Genomic DNA, 18,669 nt, shown 5'->3' with positions numbered 1-18,669 from the left:
CGCAATTTTGTTTTGAGATCTACCGGCTGCATGCAGCCGGTAGATCTCAATTCGCTCTTCAAGGCTGAGCTGGCCATGTCGTGAACCCAAGGGGTATCCGCCGCGGCCCCAATTGGTGGACCGCGGCGTTTCTGCAATTAACGCCGGTGTTTACTGGATCACCCGCCTTCGCGGGTGATGACAGCTAGTGCTGGAGGCGCGGTCTACGCCTCTCCTCACGTCTCGATCTTCACGTATTCGAAATCGCCGGGCTTGTTGTCGATGCCGACCTTCGGCGGCGAGATCCAGGGAGCGTAGGCACCGATTTCGGTGACCGGCTTCATCAGCGAGGCGATGAAGTCGCCGTCGGCGGTTGTCGGCAGCCATTCGCCCTTGCGCTTGTTCCAGGTGGCGTCGTCGATCAGCACCCCCTCGGGCGTGGCGTGGACATCCTTGAACTCGCCGATATGGCGGTGGAACGCGACGTTCGGCAGTGCCAGCTTGTACTGATAGCCCGCGGTCGAAATGACCTTGTTCCAGCGCAGCATGCCCTTGACGCAGTCCTGGGTGTAGTCATCGCGCAGCCGCATGTTGAGCGCGGTCAGCGCCGGCTCGTCGACGCGCTTGATCACGCCGTCGACCAGCTTGAGCACCGGATAGGTGGCATTCTTGAGCTGGTGGTCGTCGTCGATCTGCGTCTCCTTGTAGCGGCCCTTGATGCCGGCATTGAAGGCATTCGCCGCGTTGGTCGAAACCTCGGAGCCGAACAGATCGAGCGACAGCGAGTAATGCAGGTTCAGCTTCTTCTGGATGGTCGGCAGGTCGATGACCCCGAGCGCGCGGACTTTTGCGACGTCGGTGGGATCGCTGATGCCGGCTTCCTTCATCGCCTCGCAGGTGCGCTGCACGACGCGGCTGATGCCGGTCTCGCCGACGAACATGTGGTGCGCCTCTTCGGTCAGCATGAAGCGGCAGGTGCGCGACAGCGGATCGAAGCCGGACTGCGCGAGCGAGTGCAGCTGCATCTTGCCGTCGCGGTCGGTGAAGTAGGTGAACATGAAGAACGACAGCCAGTCCGGTGTCTTCTCGTTGAAGGCGCCCAGCATGCGCGGGCTGTCGGTGTCGCCGGAGCGGCGGCGCAGCAACTCGTCCGCCTCCTCGCGGCCGTCGCGGCCGAAATATTTCTGCAGCAGGTAGACCATGGCCCAGAGGTGGCGGCCCTCCTCGACATTGACCTGGAACAGATTGCGCATGTCGTAGAGCGAGGGCGCGGTCTTGCCGAGATGGCGCTGCTGCTCGACGGAAGCAGGCTCGGTGTCACCCTGGATCACGATCAGGCGGCGCATCATGGCGCGGTATTCGCCGGGGACTTCCTGCCAGGCCGGCTTGCCGTAATGCTCGCCGAAGGGAATCACGCGGTTCTCTTCCTGCGGCGCCAGCAGGATGCCCCAGCGATATTCCGGCATCTTGACGTAGTCGAACTTCGCCCAGCCGCGCGGATCGACCGAATAGGCGGTGCGCAGGTAGACCATCGACTGCTGGAAGCCTTCCGGCCCCATGTCGCCCCACCAATCCATGTAACCGGGATGCCAGCCCTCCAGCGCTTTCAGCACCTGGCGGTCTTCGCTGAGATTGACGTTGTTGGGAATCTTGGTCGAGTAGTCGACGTTCATGAAGTTCATGGTGGTGGCCTCCCGTGTTGGGGGTGTTTGGCGAATTGCGAATGGCGAGTAGCGAATAGAAGAAGGGCAACTATTCGCCACTCCCTATTCGCTATTCGCCCCTTAAACTCTCGTCATATCGAACTGCGCCTTCTGGCCGGTGCCGTAGCGGCGCAGCGCGCCATTTTCGCCGACCGCGTTGGGGCGCTGGAAGATCCAGTTCTGCCACGCCGTGAGGCGCGAGAAGATTTTCGATTCCATGGTCTCCGGACCGACGAAGCGCAGGTTCGCTTCCATGCCGGTAAGGCCGTCGGGCGAGAAGGACGTGCGTTCCTCCAGGAACACCCGCACCTCGTCGTCCCAGTCGATATCGTCGAGCGCGAAGGTGACGAGGCCGAGCTCTTCGGCCTCCTCCGCGTCGAGTGTCGTGCCGATGGTAGCTTCCGCGCGCTCCAGATCGGACGGATCGGCCTGGAAGCGCGATTGCAGCCGGGTCAGGCCGTGGCACATCGGATAGGGGCCGAAATTCATCGCGGTGAGCTGGATCGCGGGAGGCGCGCGGTTGTCGCCCTGCCGCGAGCCGATCAGCATGTAGGAGCGGTCGGCGGCGAATACGAGTTCGGCGAGCGTGCCGGCAAAACAGGAGCCGGGCTCGACCAATGTCACCAGCGTGCGCGAGGTGACGTCGATCCGCTTCAATACCCGCTTCCAGTAGTGCCTGATCTCGTTGACCAGCCAGTGCGCCTTGTTGGCTTCGAGGAAGGTGTCGCAGGCCACCACATTGGCGGCATCGCCGTGGCTCTTGAACAGCAGCATCGCGATCTCGAGTTCGTTGATGCGCAGATGAAGGATCGCATCGTCGAGCTCGCGCGCCACCTGCAGCGGCCAGAACGATGCGCCGTGCGCGATCAGGCCGTCGATATCGGCCGGCGGCGCGGACTCCGGCGCCTTGATCGAAATGGTCGCGATCCGCTGCGCGCGGTCGATGTCGACATTGACAAAACCGTAGCGGATGCCGCTGTCGTCGATGGTGCGGTTGAGCGGCGAAAGCGTGATGCCCCGGCCGTTTCCGTTGCGCTTCGAGGCGGCAGCGAATTCTTTTGCGCGCTCGGCGACCTTGCCTTCGAGCTTGCTGTTGGGAACGATCTCGTCGACCAGCCGCCAGGCGACGGCCCGCTTGCCCTTGATGCCTTCCTCGATGGTGCAGAAGAAGTCGGCATGGTCGCGGCGCACCTTGCGCTTGTCGACCACGCGCGTCAGGCCGCCGGTGCCCGGCAGCACCGCGAGCAGCGGCACTTCCGGCAACGACACCGCGGCGGCGCCGTCATCGGCCAGCATGATGTGATCGGTCGCCAGCGCCAGTTCGTAGCCGCCGCCGGCCGCGGTGCCGTTGACGACGGTGATGAAGCGCTGTCCGGAATTTTCCGATGAATCTTCCAGACCGTTACGGGTCTCGTTGGTGAATTTGCAGAAATTGACCTTGTGGGCGTGGGTGGCGCCCGCCAGCATGCGGATATTGGCGCCGGCGCAGAACACGCGGTTCTTAGCCGATCGCATCACCACCGCCTTCACTTCGGGATGCTCGAAGCGCAGCCGCTGCACGGCATCCGCAAGTTCGATGTCGACGCCGAGGTCGTAGGAGTTCAGCTTGAGCTGATAGCCCTCGAACAGGCCGCCGTTTTCGTCGACGTCCATGGTGAGCGTCGCGACGTCGCCTTCCACGCCCAGCTTCCAGTGCCGGTAGCGCTGCGGATCGGTTTGAAAATCGATGTATTTCGCGCCGCCTGCGAGGACGCGATCTTCACCGGCCATGAGCCACCCTCTGTCGTTTTCTCAGGATTTGCTTGGTTCGTTAGATGCACAATAGTGCATGTTTTTGGGCAAGTCTAGCCTAAAACGCAGGAACATGCATTTTGTTTCATGTTCTGATGGCGACGGCGAAGGCCACCCAATCGGCCTTGGCGAGCTGAGTCCGCTCCAGTTTGGCCTTGATGAGGGCCGCCAGCGCAGCGACCGGAAAGCAATCGGCAAACCCGTCGCCGCTGGCGTTTCGCATGCCCAATGCATCGAGCTCACCGAGCGCTTCGCCGAGCAGCCGTGCCGCGACGTGCGGCTTCTGCATGCGCAGCCGCAAATTCGCGGTCGCAATCAGGATGCAGGCGCGCAGCAGAATCCGCTCGCGACCGCCCTGCGGCGCCGCCGCCCACACTGCTTCGAGGATCTCCTGCGCTTCCCAGAAATAGCCGCGGTCGTTGAGCATGAGGCCGTAGCGCAGCGCCGGGTGGCGCGCCGGCACATAGCCGCCAAATCGTGGTGGCACCAGAACTGTGATCTGCGCCAGCGTTTCATAATCAGCGCTGGATTTCTCGGACTCGCCGGGCACATAGGCCCATCGCGGCAGCGGCAGATTGCCTGCGGCTGGCGGCGGCGTGGTCATCGGGGCGTGGCCCCGGAAGAAAAAGGAAAAGCGTTACGCGGCCCGTCCCTGCGGGCCGTCATCGACGTGCAACACCGCGTTTGCGAATTCCGAGATCGCATCGAGCGTCGCCCCCGGGGCTTCACGATGCGGCTGATGTCCCGCTCCCGGGATGACAGTCACATCGACTGGACAGTAGCACTCTTCCTGCGCGATCTCGACCTGCCGCATGGTCCCATACTGGTCGTCCACACCCTGCAGGATCGCCACCGGTACGCGGATATAGGCGAGGTATTCGGAAATATCCCAGCTGCGGAAGTCAGGATCGAGCCAGGCGCCGTTCCAGCCATAGAAGGCGTTGTCGACATCCCTGTGCCAGCGCGAAAGCTTTCCCTTCAGGTTCGTGGTCGCGTAGGCGTTCCGGATCTGCGCTATCGAGGCCACCGAAATATCCTCGACGATGAAATGCGGGGCGATCAACGCGAGACCCTCGACGCGGCGATCCTGATGGGAGCCTGTATAGATCGTCGCGATCGAGGCGCCGTCGGAATGACCGAGCAGGAGGCCGCGGCGAAAGCCGATCTTGTCGAGCAGCTTTGGCAGTACGTTGAGCGCCTCGACATGCATGTAGTCGAGCGGCCGCGGCAGTTTCACCGGTGTCGATGCACCGTAGCCAGCGCGCGAATAGACGAACACGCCCACGCCGGTCGCGGCCTGAAGCTGATCCGGAAAGTCGCCCCACAGCCTGGTCGATCCCAGGCCTTCATGCAGCATCACGATAACAGGCGCGCTGTCGGGCGGCGGGCCGATCATGCGGTATTCGAGATGCGAGGCGCCGACGGTGATGAAGCCCGAGGGGGAAAGGGTGGTCATGTCGTAGTATCCACTTGCTCCGTCATGGCCGGGCTTGTCCCGGGCATCCACGTCCTTCTTCGTCGCCAAGCAAGACGTGGATGGCCGGGTCAAGCCCGGCCATGACGGCTAACTGGGTGCGCCGTCCCGCAGCTTGAACCGTTGAATCTTCCCCGTCGCTGTCTTCGGCAGACTATCCACCACGTCGATCCAGCGCGGATATTTCCACGGGCCAATCTTCTGCTTGACGTGCTCCTTCAGCGCCTCATGCAACCCGTCGGTTTTGGCACCGGCGCGCAGCACGACGAAGGCTTTCGGCTTCAGCAATCCTTCCGGGTCGGCCTCGGGCACGACGGCGGCTTCCAGCACCGCCGGGTGAGTGATCAGCGCGCTCTCGACCTCGAACGGCGAGACCCAGATGCCGGAGACCTTGAACATGTCGTCGCTGCGGCCGCAGAAAGTGTAACGGCCCTCGGCGTCGCGGACATATTTGTCGCCAGTGTAGGTCCAGTGGCCCTGAAACGTCTGGCGGCTCTTGCTGCGCTGGTTCCAGTAACCCTCGGCCGCCGAGGGCGCCTCGACCAGCAATTCACCGACTTCTCCATCGGGCACTTCGCTGCCGGCTTCGTTGATCAGCCGCACCCTGTAGCCAGGCACCGGACGGCCGGACGAGCCATATTTGATGTCGCCGGGTGCGTTGGAAAGAAAGATGTGCAACAGCTCGGTCGAGCCGACGCCGTCGAGAATGTCGGCGCCGAACCGTGCCTTCCAGGCATTGCCGACCGATTCCGGCAGCGCCTCGCCGGCCGAGGTGCAGATGCGCAGCCGCGTGCCGGCACGCGCGTTCTTTTGCGTCTCGTCATTGAGCATCGAGGCAAACAGCGTTGGGACGCCATAGAAGATGGTCGGGTTATACTTGTTCAACAGCTCGAACATCCGCGCCGGCGTCGGCCGCTCGGCGTTGAGGACGGTGGTGGCGCCGACCGACATCGGGAACGTCAGCGCGTTGCCGAGTCCATAGGCAAAGAACAATTTTGCCGCGGACAGACAAACATCGTTCTCGCGAATGCCAAGCACCTGGCTGGCATAGGTGTCGGCGGTTGCCTGCAGGCTGGAATGCAGGTGCCGCACGCCCTTGGGCATGCCGGTCGATCCGGACGAATAGAGCCAGAATGCCGGCTCCTCGGCGTGGGTCGGCACGGTCGCGAAGGAATCGGTTTCCTTTGCCAGCTCATCGGAAAGCCGCTTGTGGCCGAACGCATCGTTGCCGGACACCACGACCTGTTCGAGGTCCGGCATCCGCCCGACGATGTCCTTCACCACGGGATACAGCGCCTCGGACACGAACAGCACGCGCGCACGGCTGTCCGCCAGCACATAGGCATATTGCTCGGATGTCAGCAGCGTGTTGAGCGGCACCGGCACGATGCCGGCGCGAATCGCGCCGAGAAAAACGGCCGGAAAATCGACGGTATCGAGCATGATCATCGCCACACGCTCTTCGCGGCGGACGCCGAGCCGGCGCAGCATGTTGGCTACTCGGCGGCTTTGCCGCTGCAGATCACCGTAAGTGAGCTCGGAGACGGTATCGGTGAAGGCGAGCTTGGCCCCGCGGCCCTCGTCGACATTGCGATCGAGCAGCCAGGTCACCGCATTGTACGAACCGGACATGCCGCCCACGACGCTTCTCCCCTGAGTTTTAAGAATTATAATTCATACAAAGACACCAGAGGCGCTTGCTGTCAATCCTCATCGGCATTATGTTTCCGAAAACCATTCAACCGCAGGCAAAGCCGAACGAGGCAAATTGACCGAGGCCAGCGACCCCGAAACCGGCTTTCTCGAGCAGCTTGGCCAGCGTGTGCGCACCATGCGCGCCCTTCGCGGCATGTCGCGCAAGGTGCTCGCCAAGGTGTCGGGAATTTCCGAGCGCTATATCGCGCAGCTCGAAAGCGGCAAGGGCAACGTCTCGATCGTGCTGCTGCGGCGCGTGTCGAACGCGATGGGCGCGCATCTGGAAGATCTCATTCCCGCAACCGAGCCCGCGCCCGACTGGGCCGTGATCCGCGACCTGCTGCGCAAGGCAACGCCTGCCCAGATCGCGCAGGCCAAGGACGCGCTCGCCGGCGGCGGCCCTTCGGCGCAGCGGCGGATCTCGTTCGCCGGCATCGCCTTGATCGGCCTGCGCGGCGCCGGCAAATCCACCCTCGGCAAGATACTGGCGAAGAAAATCGGCTGGAAGTTCGTCGAGCTCAACAAGGAGGTCGAGGCGCAGAACGGATTATCCGTCGCCGAGATCATCGCGCTCTACGGCCAGGAAGGCTTCCGCCGCATGGAGCAGGCGGCGCTGACGCAACTCTTGGCGCGCAAGGAGTTGATGGTGCTGGCGACCGGCGGCGGCATCGTCTCCGAGCCTTTGACGTTCGACCTGATCCTGTCGTCGTTCTACACCATCTGGCTTAAGGCCGAGCCGGAAGAACACATGGCCCGCGTCCGCGGCCAGGGCGATTTGCGCCCGATGGCGGATGACCGCTCGGCGATGGCGGAGTTGCGCAACATCCTCATCAGCCGCGAGCCGCTCTACGCCCGCGCTTCCGCCGTGGTCGATACCGCGGGGCTTTCCGTCGACGCGGCGGCGGCGCGGCTCAGCGATGCGGTGGCGCCGGTGCTGCATGACAAGCACGCGTTCGGACTGCGCAGCGCGGTCTCCTGAATATTTCGGCGGAACGAACACCTGCAACGCCCAAGCTTGGGCCATGTCTAGCTCCGCGCCCGACGGTTGTGGTCGGGAATGGGCGCCACCGTTAACCACCGTACAAGTTCCATGCGAGTGCCTGCAGCAACACACCCTCAAAGTGTGTTACCAAATCGTTAAATGCATGGAGGACGAATCATGTTGGAGCGCCGTCAACTTCCGAGAAACCGCGTCTATTACGGCGGAATGGTCGCGTTCAACGGGCGCAACTCGACGCTAGACTGCGTCGTGCGCAATTTCAGCCCACGCGGCGCGAAGATCGAATTCGAGAATTCGGCCATGTTGCCTGACCGGGTCGATTTCGAAGTCGCGCGCAGGGGACTTTCCTGTCTGGCCCGCCTTGTCTGGCGCGATCAGAACACGGCGGGCCTGATGTTCTCCGAAGAGCGCGAGATGGGCGACGTGGTTCCCCTGGATTGGGCGCGCAAGCTCCGCGCCAGCGAGCGTGCCAACCGTCGGCTGAAGTCGCGCCTCGATCAGATCCTGTCCGAGCACTAGGCCGCATGAGCACGGTTGAAGGCGAAGACGCCCACCTCCTCGCCGCCGCCAAACCGCCGAAAGTCCGGCGGCGCCGGCTGCGGTCGATATTGCTGGCGTTGATGGCGCAGTACACGATCGTCGGCCTGTCGGTGGCCGGCATCCTTCGCTATGTCGTGACCCCGCAGATCGTCGCCAAGTTCGAAGCGATCGAAGCCGCGCTCAAGCGCTTGCCCGCGCCATAACGTGGCCGATCAGATATCGGCGATGCGGCAGACTTCCTCGTGGAAAACGAGATAGCGTTTTGGCGCGATCAGATGCGGCGTGTTCTCGCGCCACCACGCGGCAGCCTCGGGATGCGCGTGACCGAGAATGTTGACGGCGGGAAGCGCTTCCACCGCATATCCCGCGATCAGTTCGGCGCGACCGCGAAACACCGCCAGCCACTGCGCCAGCACCGAGCGGGGCAGCGACAGCACGCCTATGGAGAGAAATTTCCGGTGCCCCGAATAACGGGCCGCCGGCAGGTCGAGGCCGACCCATTTCTCGCGTACCCATAGCGGGGCTTCGCCGGGAGGAACGGCGACGATGCGGATGATCCAATCGGGCTTGTTCACGTCAGCTCCTGCGGCACCTGCATCGACTTCGTGCCCGCCGCAGCCGACTGCGTTCATGGCCGCCTGAAAAATTGTTTCACGGCGCCAAAATTACCGGTTCCCGCAGATCGAGCTGTTCGCGATACTGATCGCGCATGAAACTGCTTTTCCTCCATGGTTCGCCCGCGGTCGGCAAGTTGACGGTCGCAAAGGCGCTGCTCCGGATCGTGCCGGGACGGCTGATGGACAATCACGCTGCCATTGATCTGGCGCTCACGGTCTTCGAGTTCGGCGCGCCCGGCTTCTGGGAGCTTGTCCATGACGTCAGGTGTTCGGCCATTGATGCTGCCGCCGAACACGGCGTGCCGCTGCTGGTCACGACCTTCTGCTATGCCGAGCCTGACGACCGGGAACAATTCAGGCAGATCGAGGAGATCGTGCAACGTCACGGCGCAAAATTGCTTCCGGTCTTCCTGCACTGTTCGCGCGAGGAAGCCTTGCGCAGGGTCGGCAATCCCGATCGGGTGGCGCGGCGCAAGATAAGTTCAGGGCAGCATTTGACCCGGGAGCTTGACCGCTACGAGCTCACCGCCGTGCCGCGGCCCGATTGTCTCAAGCTGGATACCGGGGTGAAGCCCGCTGATGTGACCGCGCAGGAAATCGTTCGTCACTTTGGGCTCGGCGCCTAGGCTCTAACCAGGCTTTGCAAAGGCGGGCGCATGCTGAATGCTTCCCGTGCTTGTTGGGAGTTCACTCCGTCCAAGAGGCAGGGCCATCCAATGCGGCCCGGCATAGGGCGAGATGAAGCCGCTCGCCTTGCCGGCATCGAATCCGAAGCGCCGATAGAAGGCGGGATTGCCGAGGACGAAAATTCCGAGCCAACCCGCGGCCTCGCTGCGGGCAATCCCTTCGCGGATCAGCTGGCTGCCGACACCGCTCCGCTGGCGTTCGGGCCATACCGCGACGGGGCCGAGCGCAAGCGCGGGAAACGGCGCCTGCAGCCGAGAGAATATGGCATGGCCGATGACAGTTTCGCCTTCAACAGCGACCAGCGAGAAAACTGAATCGCCTGCATCGCGCAGATCGTCGACCAACTGCGCTTCGGCGGGCTGACGGAATGCGGCTTTCTCAACGGCGCGAATGGCCGCAACGTCGCCGGGCGTTTCCGATCGGACAATCATCCCGTCAAACCAGCATCGACTTCACCGAGGCCGCCGCCTCGCGCAGCCGCGGCAAAAAGCGTTCGACCATTTCGGCTGACGACACGCGGTCGACATGCGCGCCCATGTTGATGGCGGCGACGATCGCGCCGTCATAGCGGCGGACCGGCACGGAGATCGAGCGGAATCCCGGCTCGGCTTCGCGATCGACCAGCGAATAGCCTTTGGCGCGATCGGCGATGATTGTCGTTTGCAACAGCTTCCTGTCGGTCACCGTGAACGGCGTCAGCGGCGTGAGGTCCATTTTGTCGAGCGCCGCCGCCAGTTCGTCGTCGGGCAGCCGCGACAGCAGCACGCGGCCGACCGAGGTACAGAACGCCGGCAGCCGGTAGCCGATGTCGATGCCTGCAGAAAATATCCGCGTCGGGCTGGCGCGGGCGATGAAGACGACGTCGTTGCCGTCGAGGATCGCCATCGACGAGATTTCCTGCGCCTCGCCCGACAGCTTATCCAGCGCCGGCTGCAGCACCGAGACGACATGGTTGGAGGCGAGATAGCTGGAGGCCAGCACCAGCACGCGCGGCATCAGGCGGAACAGCTTGCCGTCGGTGGCAACGAAGCCGGCGCGTTCGAGCGTGAAGAGAATTCGCCGCGCGGTCGCGCGCGGCAGCTCGGCGGCCTTGGCAAGGTCGCTCAACGTCATGGGCTGGCGGCTGCCGCCGAACACCTCGAGCACGCGCAGGCCGCGATCGAGGCTTTCGATGAAATCGGTCGCGCCGCGGTTGTCTGCGTCTCCCACGCGCTTAAGCTTCGGCATCGCTGCCTCCATAATCCGCTTGCCTAACGCCAAGCCTACGTTAAAATCGCACAGAAGTTCAATAGGCGAACAAATCTGATATTTGGAGATCCTCGCCATGATGAGCCAGGAAGCGAACGACCTGATCACCCGCACCGGCCGCAAGGATCCCTGCGGCAAGCTGATGCGGATGTATTGGCAGCCGGCGGCGCTGGTCGACGAACTGCAGGGACCGCGGCCGGTGCGGCCCGTCAAACTGCTCGGCGAGAACCTGGTGCTGTTTCGCGACGAGGAAGGCCGCTACGGCCTGATCGACCGGCACTGCGCGCATCGCGGCGCCGACCTCGCCTTCGGCCGGCTGGAGAATGGCGGGTTGCGTTGCGCCTTCCACGGCTGGCTGTTCGACGTCAGCGGCCAATGCCTGGAAACGCCCGCGGAGCCAAAGGATTCAAAGCTATGCCAAGGCATCAAGCAGCGCTCCTATCCCGTGGTCGAGAAGAGCGGCATCCTCTGGACCTATCTCGGCGAAGGCGAACCGCCGGCGTTTCCGGAGATCGACTGTTTTGTCGCGCCCGACAGCCATACGTTCGCGTTCAAGGGCCACATCAATTGCAACTGGCTGCAGGCGCTCGAAGTCGGCATCGATCCGGCGCACGCCTCGTTCCTGCATCGCTTCTTCGAAGACGAGGATACCTCGACCGCCTACGGCAAGCAGTTCCGCGGCGCTTCCGCCGGAAGCGACATGCCGATGACGAAGATTTTGCGCGAATACGACAACCCGATCATCAATGTCGAGCACACCGAATACGGACTGCGCCTGATTGCGCTGCGTGAGTTGGATGCGGAACGGACGCATGTGCGCGTCACCAACCAGCTTTTTCCGCACGGCTTCGTCATTCCGATGAGCCAGGAGATGACGATCACGCAGTGGCACGTGCCTGTCGATGACGAGAACTGCTACTGGTACGCGATCTTCACCAGCTACACGGCGCCGGTCGACAAGAAGAAGATGCGCGACCAGCGGCTCGAATTGTACGAGCTGCCGGACTACAAATCGCGCAAGAACAAGAGCAACGATTACGGCTTCGATCCGCACGAACAGGCGACCGCGACCTATACCGGCATGGGCAACGACATCAACGTCCACGACCAATGGGCCGTGGAATCGATGGGCGCGATCCAGGACCGCACCAACGAACATCTCGGCACCTCCGACAAGGCGATCGTGCAGTATCGCCGCCTGCTGCGGCAGGAGATTGAAAAGGTCGTCGGCGGCGAGAAGCCGATGCTGTTCCTCGACGATGCACACGCGCGCAGCATCCAGGGCCCGGCGACGATGGACGGTATAGGCCCGACGTTAGGTTGGGAAATCTACTGGATGGAAGTCGACGTCAAACGCCGCCGCGGCGCGCCGTGGGCCGCGCCGGTGCCGAGCGAGATCGCCGGAAAGATCCGGCATTTGTCGGCGGCGGAGTGATATTTGTTGCACCGTCATTCCGGGATGGTCCGAAGGATCAGACCCGGAATCTCGAGATTCCGGGTTCGATGCTTACGCATCGCCCCGGAATGACGGAAGAGGGGGGAATGACGCGTTGAATTTCGTCGAACGTCACGGGCTGTGGTCGAAGGAACAGCAGGAGGCGGCCAGCCACCTGCGCAAAATCGTCGAAGAGAAAAATCTCGAAGTCGTCAGGCTGTCATTCCCCGACCAGCACGGCATTTTGCGCGGCAAGACGCTGGTGGCTGGCGAAGCGATGGCTTCGCTTGAGAGCGGCTGCTCCATCACCACCACGATGCTGGCCAAGGACACCTCGCACAAGACGGTGTTCCCGGTGTTCACGGCCGGCGGCGGTTTTGGCATGAAGGAGATGGAGGGCGCCGCCGACGTGTTGATGGTGGCGGACCCCACGACGTTTCGCGTGCTGCCATGGGCACCGACGACGGGATGGCTGCTGTGCGACCTCTATTTCAGCGACGGCCGCCCGGTGCCGTTCGCCACGCGGCATCTCTATCGTAGGGTACTCGATCAACTGGGAAGCCGCGGTTACGATTTCGTCGCGGGGCTCGAAGTTGAATTCCACCTCTTCAAGCTCGAAGACGCCCACATGGCGCCGGAAGATGCCGGCCAGCCCGGACGTCCGCCTTCCGTCAGCCTGCTGTCGCACGGCTACCAATACCTGACCGAGCAGCGTTACGACCAGATGGAGCCGGCGCTCGAAATCATCCGCCGCGACGTGCTGGCGCTCGGCCTGCCGCTGCGATCGGTCGAGGTCGAGTTCGGCCCGAGCCAGTGCGAATTCACCTTCCAGCCCACCAAGGGCCTCGCTCCCGCAGACAACATGGTGCTGTTTCGTAGCGCCGTGAAGCAGATCGCCCGCCGCCACGGCTATCACGCCACCTTCATGTGCCGTCCGAAACTGCCGAATGTATTCGCCTCCGGCTGGCACCTGCATCAATCGGTGGTGTCGCGGGCGAATGGCGAGAACGCGTTCATGGCCAGCGACAAGGGCGAGGCGCTGAGCGCGTTCGGCCGCGCCTACCTCGCAGGACTACTGGAGCACGCCCGCGCCTCCACCGTGTTCACGACACCGACCATCAACGGCTACAAGCGCTACCGCTCCTACTCGCTGGCGCCGGACCGCGCGATCTGGGGCCGCGACAACAGAGGCGTCATGATCCGCGTGCTCGGCCGCGCAGGCGATAGCGCGACGCGCCTGGAAAACCGGATCGGCGAGCCTGCGGCCAATCCCTATCTCTACATGGCTTCGCAAATTCTCTCCGGGCTCGACGGCGTCGACCGCAAACTCGATCCGGGGCCATCAGCGGATACGCCGTACGAGACCAAGGCAGAGCTATTGCCGAAGAGCCTGCGCGAGGCGGTGTTCGCGCTGCAGGACGATCCGTTCTTCCGGCAGGCGCTGGGCGCGGAGTTCGTCGACTATTACGTCCACATCAAGAATGCGGAGATCGAGCGGTTTCAGGCCGAGGTGTCGGACTGGGAGCACCGCGAATATTTCGAGATGTTTTGAGGCGGGCGTTCTCTAGTCGTCCCTGCGAACGCAGGGACCCATAACCACCGATGCCAATGATTAGAGGAAGACCATCGACCACCGCCTTAAATAACAACGGCCGCGGCGTATGGGTCCCTGCGTTCGCAGGGACGACGACAGGGATCGCTCAAATCCCCAGATACCGGTGTTGCAAATCCGGCTCGGCGATGAGTTGCTCACTCGTCCCCGTCCATACCGTCCGCCCGCGCTCGATGATGTAGTGGCGATCGGCGATGCGGGAGAGGTTGGCGACGTTCTTGTCGATGACCAGCACCGATTGGCCGCGGCCCTTCAGCATCGACAGGCAGCTCCAGATTTCCTCGCGGATCAAAGGCGCAAGGCCTTCGGTGGCTTCGTCGAGGATCAACAGTTTGGGATTGGTCATCAGCGCGCGGCCGATCGCCAGCATCTGCTGCTCGCCGCCCGACAGCGTGACGCCCATGTTGTTGCCGCGCTCGGCGAGCCGCGGAAACAGCGCGTGGATTTTCTCGATGGTCCAGGGATCGGGATTGCCCAGACGGTTGCCCGAGGCTGCGACCAGATTTTCGTACACCGTGAGGTTCGGAAAGATCTGGCGGCCTTCCGGCACCAGGCCGATGCCGAGTTTTGCGATTCTGTACGACGGCAGGCTGCGCACTTTCTCACCCGCGAAGCGGATGGTGCCTGCGCGGGCCGGCGTCATGCCCATGATGGAACGGATGGTCGTGGTCTTGCCCATGCCGTTGCGGCCCATCAGGGCGACCATCTCGCCGGACTGGACCTTCAGCGACAGGCCGAACAGCACCTGGCTGAGCCCGTAGCAGGTCTCGATCCCGTCGATTTCCAGCAAGGTTTCAGCCATGACGGGTCACCGCATGCTGCTCGCCGAGATAGGCGCGCTTGACTTCTTCGTTGCTCCTGATGGCGTCGGGATCACCGGAAGCGATCACGCGGCCATAGACCAGCACGGTGATGCGGTCGGCGAGCGCGAACACCGCCTCCATGTCGTGTTCGACCAGCACGATGGTGACTTCCTTCCGCAATTCCTTCAAGAGCGCCACCATGCGCGCGGATTCGGTGACGCCAAGGCCGGCCATCGGCTCGTCGAGCAGCAGCAATTGCGGTTTGGTCGCGAGCGCTACCGCAAGCTCCAGTTCGCGCTGTTCGCCGTGGCTCAGTTCGGACACCGGCACGTCGGCGCGTTTGGCGAGCCCTACCCGCGTCAGCGCCGCCTGCGCCGCGTCACGCAGATGCTTCTCCTTGCGGGCAGCGCCCCAAAAGCGGAACGAGTGTCCGTCATGCGCCTGCGCCGCGAGCGCGACATTGTCCGCGGCCGTAAAGTCCGGCAGCAGGCAGGTGATCTGAAACGAGCGCGCCAGGCCGAGCCGGCTGCGCTGATAGGACGGCAGCCACGTGACGTCGCGGCCGGCGAAGTAAATGGCGCCGGAATTCGGCATCAACTGCCCGGTCAACTGGCTGATCAGCGTGGTCTTGCCGGCGCCGTTGGGGCCGATGATGGCGTGCAGTTCGCCACGAGCTACGTCGAGCGACAGATTGTCGGTGGCCTTGATGCCACCAAAGCTGCGGACCAGGTTTTCAACGCGGAGCATAAGATCAGCCACGGCTAAACCTCCCGAGCACGCCCATGATGCCGCCGCGCGCGAACAGCACGATCAGCAGCAACAGCGGGCCCATGATCAGCGCCCAGTATTCGGTGAACTGCGACAACAGCTCTTCCAGCAGCAGAAACACGATGGTGCCGATGACCGGGCCGAACAGCGAGCCCATGCCGCCGAACACCACCATCACCATCAGTTCGCCGGAGCGGGTCCAGTACATTCCGGCCGGACTGACGAAGTCGGTATTGTTCGCCAATAGCGCGCCGGCAAGGCCGCAGATGGTGCCTGAGATGACGAAACAGACCAGACGATATCTGTTGGCATGAAAGCCGATCGCCTGCATGCGCTGCTCGTTGGAACGAATGCCCTGCACCACCATGCCGAACCGCGAATTGATGATGCGCCAGATCAGATAGATGCCGCCGAACAGGCAGAAGAGGCAGAGGTAGTAGAACTGCACACGGTTCGACAGGTCGATCAGGCCGCCGAAAGTGCTGCGCTTGTAGATGGTGAGGCCGTCGTCGCCGCCATAGCGCGAGAGGCCCGAGGTGACGTAATAGGCCATCTGCGCAAAGGCGAGCGTGATCATGATGAAATAGACACCGCGGGTGCGCAAGCTGAGCGCGCCGATCACGAGCGCATACAGCGCCGACGCCGCCAGCGCCACCGGCCACTGGATGAAGCCGGAGCCGATGCCTTCGAAGGCGAGGATGCCGACCGCATAGCCGCCGATGCCGAGATAGGCGGCGTGGCCAAAGCTCATCATGCCGCCATAGCCCATGATGAGGTTGAGGCTGGCGGCGGCGAGCGCGAAGATGACGATGCGGGTGAACAGCGTCAGGATGAAGATGTTGCCGGTCAGCGCGGAATAGACCGGCAGCAGCGTGAGGCCAAGCGCGACGAGCGCCACGACGACGTTGCGGACGTTGATTGGAGATTTCATCGCTTGGCGGCCGGAAACAGCCCCTCCGGCCGCACGACGAGCACAATCGCCATCAGCAGATAGATCAGCATCGAGGACAATGCGGGTGCCGCGGTGGAGGCTGCGGAAGAACTCAAGACCATGCGCAGCAAATCAGGCAGGAAGGCGCGGCCGAGCGTATCGATCATGCCGACGAAAATCGCGGCCATGAAGGCGCCGCGGATCGAGCCGATGCCGCCGATCACGATGATGACGAAGGCGAGAATCAGGATGTTCTCACCCATGCCGATCTGCACCGTCAGAATCGGCGCCTGCATCAGCCCGGCGAGGCCGGCGAGGGCCGCCCCTAACCCGAACACCAGCGTGAACAGCAGTTTGATGTTGATGCCGAGCGCGCCGATCATTTCGCGGTTCGAGGCGCCGGCGCGGATCAGCATGCCGATACGGGTCCGCATGACGACGATATAGAGCAATGCGGCGACCGCGAGCGCGACCACGATGATCGACAGCCGGTAGGCCGGATAGAACACGCCGGGGACGATCTGCACCGGCACGGTTAGCCAGGCCGGAAGCGGCAGCGACAGGCCGGCCGGTCCCCAGATCAGCCGCACCGCGTCATTGAAAAACAAAATCAACCCGAACGTCGCCAAAACCTGGTCGAGATGGTCGCGGCCATAGAGATGGCGGAGCGCGATGAATTCGAGCGCTATGCCCAGCAGCAGCGTGGCGCCGAGCGCGAGCAAGATGCCGAGCACAAAACTTCCGGTCCATGCCACGAAGGTGGCCGCGAAATAGGCGCCCATCATGTAGAGCGAGCCGTGCGCCAGATTGACGAAATCCATGATGCCGAACACCAGCGTCAAGCCGGCTGCCAGCAGGAACAGCAGCAGGCCGAACTGCAGGCCGTTCAGCGATTGTTCTACGAGGACGAGCATAGATCCCTTGGACTCTGGGCCTAACAAAACAGCGGCAGCACATCTGCGCCGCCGCCATTTTTCTTGTTGGGCGGATGATCTGTCGCAAACCGCCCCCGGGTCAAGCCCGGGGCGTGTCCGCGAGATCATGCACCGGCCATGCCAACCATCACTTCATCGGACATTTGTCGTGGAAGCGGTCCTGGTCATCCTTGACGATGGTGGCCACCGTCTTGAGCGAGAGCTGGCCGTCGGCGTCCTTGACCACGTCCTGCAGGTAGAAATTCTGGATCGGAATGTGGTTCTTGCCGTATTTGAACGGACCGCGCACCGACTTGAAGTCGGCCTTCTCCATCGCGGCCTTCATCTCGTCCTTCTTCGAGGTGTCGCCCTTCACGGCGACGACCGCGCTGTTGATCAGGTTGGCGGCGTCATAGGACTGCGCGCCGTAGAAGGTCGGGCGCAGCCCGGTGTACTTCTTGCGGTAGTCCTCGACGAACTTCTTGTTCTCGGCGTTGGGCAGGTCGTTGACCCACTGCTGCGCGCCGGGCACGCCGATCGCGTTTTCCTTCTGCAGCGGCAGCGACAATTCGTCGATGGTGAACGCCGTATAGAGCGGGATCTGCTGCTTGAGCCCGGCCTGCGCGTACTGATTGAGGAACTGCACGCCGGCAGCACCCGGATAGAACACGAAGATCGACTCGGCCTTGGAGTTCTTGGCCTTGGTGAGTTCGGCGGAGAAGTCGAGCTGGCTCGGCCACACCGTATATTCTTCGCCCACGACCTGTCCCTTGAACGTGCTCTTGACGCCGGCCAGCATGTCCTTGCCGGCCGCGTAGTTCGGGCCGATCAGGAACACCGACTTGACGCCCTTCTGGTTCATGTAGGTGCCGACCGCCTGCGGGGTCTGGTCGTTCTGCCAGGAGGTGGAGAACACGTAGGGCGAGCAGAGCTCGCCGGCGAGCTGCGAGGGACCGGCATTGGCCGAGATCAGGAAGGTCTTGGAATCGACCGCGGTCTTCAGCGAGGCCAAGAGCACGTTCGACCAGATATAGCCGGCGATGAAATCGACCTTGTCGGACTGGATCAGTTTTTCGGTCTTCTGCTTGCCGACGTCGGGCTTCTGGCCGTCGTCCTCATAGATCACCTCGACCGGCTTGCCGCCCATCTTGCGGCCGAGATGGTCCAGCGCCAGCTCGAACGAGTTGCGCATGTCATTGCCGATCACAGCGGTCGGACCGCTGAAGGTCGAGACAAAGCCGATCTTGATGGTATCGCCTGCGAGCGCCGTCTGCGTCAGCGCGAAAACGGTTGCGCCCGCCAGCCAGAATGCCTTCTTCATAATCACTCCCCTCCTCGTTATCGAACCAGACCCGGTCGACCGGGCGACCACGCTGTCCCGCGCGCCTCATTATCAGGTGAGGTATTTTGTGCGCGAAATGGCCGGTCAGCGGCAAGCATGAACCGCCGGTCCCGCTTTGGACCTTCGGCTC

Annotated in this window: 20 protein-coding genes; 6 read left to right on the top strand and 14 right to left on the bottom strand. The window is 63.0% G+C overall.

Annotated elements, in window-relative coordinates; genetic code table 11:
• From JQ624_RS17760 to JQ624_RS17735, 6 genes are all read right to left on the bottom strand, one after another.
• Window positions 1-90, bottom strand: a 90-nt coding sequence (locus tag JQ624_RS17760) for a helix-turn-helix domain-containing protein (RefSeq protein ID WP_212420205.1), incomplete at its 3' end; no start/stop codon positions are given.
• Window positions 91-215: 125 nt separating this feature from the next.
• Complete coding sequence (gene boxB / locus JQ624_RS17755; protein ID WP_212420204.1) at window positions 216-1,652, bottom strand: benzoyl-CoA 2,3-epoxidase subunit BoxB; 1,437 nt, start codon at window positions 1,650-1,652, stop codon at window positions 216-218.
• A gap of 111 nt (window positions 1,653-1,763) precedes the next feature.
• Window positions 1,764-3,452: a 2,3-epoxybenzoyl-CoA dihydrolase gene (gene boxC / locus JQ624_RS17750; RefSeq protein ID WP_212420181.1), complete on the bottom strand. Its 1,689-nt coding sequence runs from the start codon at window positions 3,450-3,452 to the stop codon at window positions 1,764-1,766.
• A gap of 106 nt (window positions 3,453-3,558) precedes the next feature.
• Window positions 3,559-4,077 (bottom strand): DUF309 domain-containing protein, encoded by a 519-nt coding sequence (locus JQ624_RS17745; protein ID WP_212420180.1) that lies wholly within the window; start codon window positions 4,075-4,077, stop codon window positions 3,559-3,561.
• A gap of 33 nt (window positions 4,078-4,110) precedes the next feature.
• Complete coding sequence (locus JQ624_RS17740; RefSeq protein ID WP_212420179.1) at window positions 4,111-4,929, bottom strand: alpha/beta fold hydrolase; 819 nt, start codon at window positions 4,927-4,929, stop codon at window positions 4,111-4,113.
• A 108-nt stretch (window positions 4,930-5,037) separates the two neighbouring features.
• Entirely contained in the window at window positions 5,038-6,579 is a 1,542-nt protein-coding gene (locus JQ624_RS17735; RefSeq protein WP_212420203.1) for a benzoate-CoA ligase family protein, read from the bottom strand.
• A 34-nt stretch (window positions 6,580-6,613) separates the two neighbouring features.
• On the opposite strand from JQ624_RS17735, the gene JQ624_RS17730 reads away from it, so the two are divergent.
• The 3 genes from JQ624_RS17730 to JQ624_RS17720 all read left to right on the top strand — a co-directional run bounded on the left by JQ624_RS17730 (window position 6,614) and on the right by JQ624_RS17720 (window position 8,385).
• Window positions 6,614-7,621 (top strand): helix-turn-helix transcriptional regulator, encoded by a 1,008-nt coding sequence (locus JQ624_RS17730; RefSeq protein WP_312014443.1) that lies wholly within the window; start codon window positions 6,614-6,616, stop codon window positions 7,619-7,621.
• 180 nt (window positions 7,622-7,801) lie between these two features.
• The gene (locus tag JQ624_RS17725) at window positions 7,802-8,161 is read left to right on the top strand and encodes a PilZ domain-containing protein (protein WP_212420178.1); all 360 of its coding nucleotides are present in this window, start codon (window positions 7,802-7,804) and stop codon (window positions 8,159-8,161) included.
• A gap of 5 nt (window positions 8,162-8,166) precedes the next feature.
• Window positions 8,167-8,385 carry a hypothetical protein gene (locus tag JQ624_RS17720; protein WP_212420177.1) on the top strand — a complete coding sequence of 73 codons (219 nt, stop codon included), beginning with the start codon at window positions 8,167-8,169 and terminating at the stop codon, window positions 8,383-8,385.
• A gap of 9 nt (window positions 8,386-8,394) precedes the next feature.
• On the opposite strand, the gene JQ624_RS17715 is transcribed toward JQ624_RS17720, so the two are convergent.
• Window positions 8,395-8,757, bottom strand: coding sequence for a hypothetical protein (locus tag JQ624_RS17715; protein WP_212420176.1), 363 nt, complete (start codon window positions 8,755-8,757; stop codon window positions 8,395-8,397).
• A gap of 134 nt (window positions 8,758-8,891) precedes the next feature.
• Between JQ624_RS17715 and JQ624_RS17710 the strand changes: the two genes are divergently transcribed.
• Window positions 8,892-9,425, top strand: a complete 534-nt coding sequence (locus JQ624_RS17710) for a hypothetical protein (RefSeq protein WP_212420175.1) — start codon at window positions 8,892-8,894, stop codon at window positions 9,423-9,425.
• Window positions 9,426-9,428: 3 nt separating this feature from the next.
• Here JQ624_RS17710 and JQ624_RS17705 read toward each other — a convergent pair whose 3' ends face one another.
• On the bottom strand, window positions 9,429-9,917 hold the full coding sequence (locus JQ624_RS17705) for a GNAT family N-acetyltransferase (protein ID WP_212420174.1): 489 nt from the start codon (window positions 9,915-9,917) through the stop codon (window positions 9,429-9,431).
• Window positions 9,918-9,921: 4 nt separating this feature from the next.
• On the bottom strand, window positions 9,922-10,713 hold the full coding sequence (locus JQ624_RS17700; protein ID WP_212420173.1) for an IclR family transcriptional regulator C-terminal domain-containing protein: 792 nt from the start codon (window positions 10,711-10,713) through the stop codon (window positions 9,922-9,924).
• Between the two features lie 97 nt (window positions 10,714-10,810).
• Between JQ624_RS17700 and JQ624_RS17695 the strand changes: the two genes are divergently transcribed.
• Together JQ624_RS17695 and JQ624_RS17690 are read left to right on the top strand one after the other, a co-directional pair.
• On the top strand, window positions 10,811-12,169 hold the full coding sequence (locus JQ624_RS17695; protein ID WP_212420172.1) for an aromatic ring-hydroxylating dioxygenase subunit alpha: 1,359 nt from the start codon (window positions 10,811-10,813) through the stop codon (window positions 12,167-12,169).
• Window positions 12,170-12,284: 115 nt separating this feature from the next.
• Entirely contained in the window at window positions 12,285-13,721 is a 1,437-nt protein-coding gene (locus tag JQ624_RS17690) for a glutamine synthetase family protein (RefSeq protein ID WP_212420171.1), read from the top strand.
• 148 nt (window positions 13,722-13,869) lie between these two features.
• On the opposite strand, the gene JQ624_RS17685 is transcribed toward JQ624_RS17690, so the two are convergent.
• The 5 genes from JQ624_RS17685 to JQ624_RS17665 all read right to left on the bottom strand — a co-directional run bounded on the left by JQ624_RS17685 (window position 13,870) and on the right by JQ624_RS17665 (window position 18,518).
• A complete protein-coding gene (locus tag JQ624_RS17685) occupies window positions 13,870-14,583 on the bottom strand; it encodes an ABC transporter ATP-binding protein (protein ID WP_212420170.1) in 714 nt (237 codons plus the stop codon).
• Entirely contained in the window at window positions 14,576-15,343 is a 768-nt protein-coding gene (locus JQ624_RS17680) for an ABC transporter ATP-binding protein (RefSeq protein ID WP_212420169.1), read from the bottom strand. The genes JQ624_RS17685 and JQ624_RS17680 overlap by 8 nt, the downstream gene beginning before the upstream one ends.
• Entirely contained in the window at window positions 15,336-16,283 is a 948-nt protein-coding gene (locus tag JQ624_RS17675) for a branched-chain amino acid ABC transporter permease (RefSeq protein WP_212420168.1), read from the bottom strand. The genes JQ624_RS17680 and JQ624_RS17675 overlap by 8 nt, the downstream gene beginning before the upstream one ends.
• Complete coding sequence (locus tag JQ624_RS17670; RefSeq protein ID WP_212420167.1) at window positions 16,280-17,197, bottom strand: branched-chain amino acid ABC transporter permease; 918 nt, start codon at window positions 17,195-17,197, stop codon at window positions 16,280-16,282. The genes JQ624_RS17675 and JQ624_RS17670 overlap by 4 nt, the downstream gene beginning before the upstream one ends.
• A gap of 148 nt (window positions 17,198-17,345) precedes the next feature.
• Window positions 17,346-18,518 carry an ABC transporter substrate-binding protein gene (locus JQ624_RS17665; RefSeq protein ID WP_212420166.1) on the bottom strand — a complete coding sequence of 391 codons (1,173 nt, stop codon included), beginning with the start codon at window positions 18,516-18,518 and terminating at the stop codon, window positions 17,346-17,348.
• Window positions 18,519-18,669: the final 151 nt, after the last annotated feature.

Source organism: Bradyrhizobium sp. AUGA SZCCT0283 (assembly GCF_018130385.1).
GTDB lineage: Bacteria > Pseudomonadota > Alphaproteobacteria > Rhizobiales > Xanthobacteraceae > Bradyrhizobium.
The sequence above is the reverse complement of the archived record's forward strand: the minus strand, read 5'-3'. Positions and strand labels throughout refer to the sequence as shown.

Coding starts and splice junctions, on each gene's coding strand:
- JQ624_RS17695 (WP_212420172.1), top strand. CDS start 10,811: ATGATGAGCCAGGAAGCGAACGACCTGATCACCCGCACCGGCCGCAAG.
- JQ624_RS17745 (WP_212420180.1), bottom strand. CDS start 4,077: ATGACCACGCCGCCGCCAGCCGCAGGCAATCTGCCGCTGCCGCGATGG.
- JQ624_RS17675 (WP_212420168.1), bottom strand. CDS start 16,283: ATGAAATCTCCAATCAACGTCCGCAACGTCGTCGTGGCGCTCGTCGCG.
- JQ624_RS17735 (WP_212420203.1), bottom strand. CDS start 6,579: ATGTCCGGTTCGTACAATGCGGTGACCTGGCTGCTCGATCGCAATGTC.
- JQ624_RS17670 (WP_212420167.1), bottom strand. CDS start 17,197: ATGCTCGTCCTCGTAGAACAATCGCTGAACGGCCTGCAGTTCGGCCTG.
- boxC (WP_212420181.1), bottom strand. CDS start 3,452: ATGGCCGGTGAAGATCGCGTCCTCGCAGGCGGCGCGAAATACATCGAT.
- JQ624_RS17720 (WP_212420177.1), top strand. CDS start 8,167: ATGAGCACGGTTGAAGGCGAAGACGCCCACCTCCTCGCCGCCGCCAAA.
- JQ624_RS17665 (WP_212420166.1), bottom strand. CDS start 18,518: ATGAAGAAGGCATTCTGGCTGGCGGGCGCAACCGTTTTCGCGCTGACG.
- JQ624_RS17705 (WP_212420174.1), bottom strand. CDS start 9,917: ATGATTGTCCGATCGGAAACGCCCGGCGACGTTGCGGCCATTCGCGCC.
- boxB (WP_212420204.1), bottom strand. CDS start 1,652: ATGAACGTCGACTACTCGACCAAGATTCCCAACAACGTCAATCTCAGC.
- JQ624_RS17740 (WP_212420179.1), bottom strand. CDS start 4,929: ATGACCACCCTTTCCCCCTCGGGCTTCATCACCGTCGGCGCCTCGCAT.
- JQ624_RS17710 (WP_212420175.1), top strand. CDS start 8,892: ATGAAACTGCTTTTCCTCCATGGTTCGCCCGCGGTCGGCAAGTTGACG.
- JQ624_RS17725 (WP_212420178.1), top strand. CDS start 7,802: ATGTTGGAGCGCCGTCAACTTCCGAGAAACCGCGTCTATTACGGCGGA.
- JQ624_RS17685 (WP_212420170.1), bottom strand. CDS start 14,583: ATGGCTGAAACCTTGCTGGAAATCGACGGGATCGAGACCTGCTACGGG.
- JQ624_RS17700 (WP_212420173.1), bottom strand. CDS start 10,713: ATGCCGAAGCTTAAGCGCGTGGGAGACGCAGACAACCGCGGCGCGACC.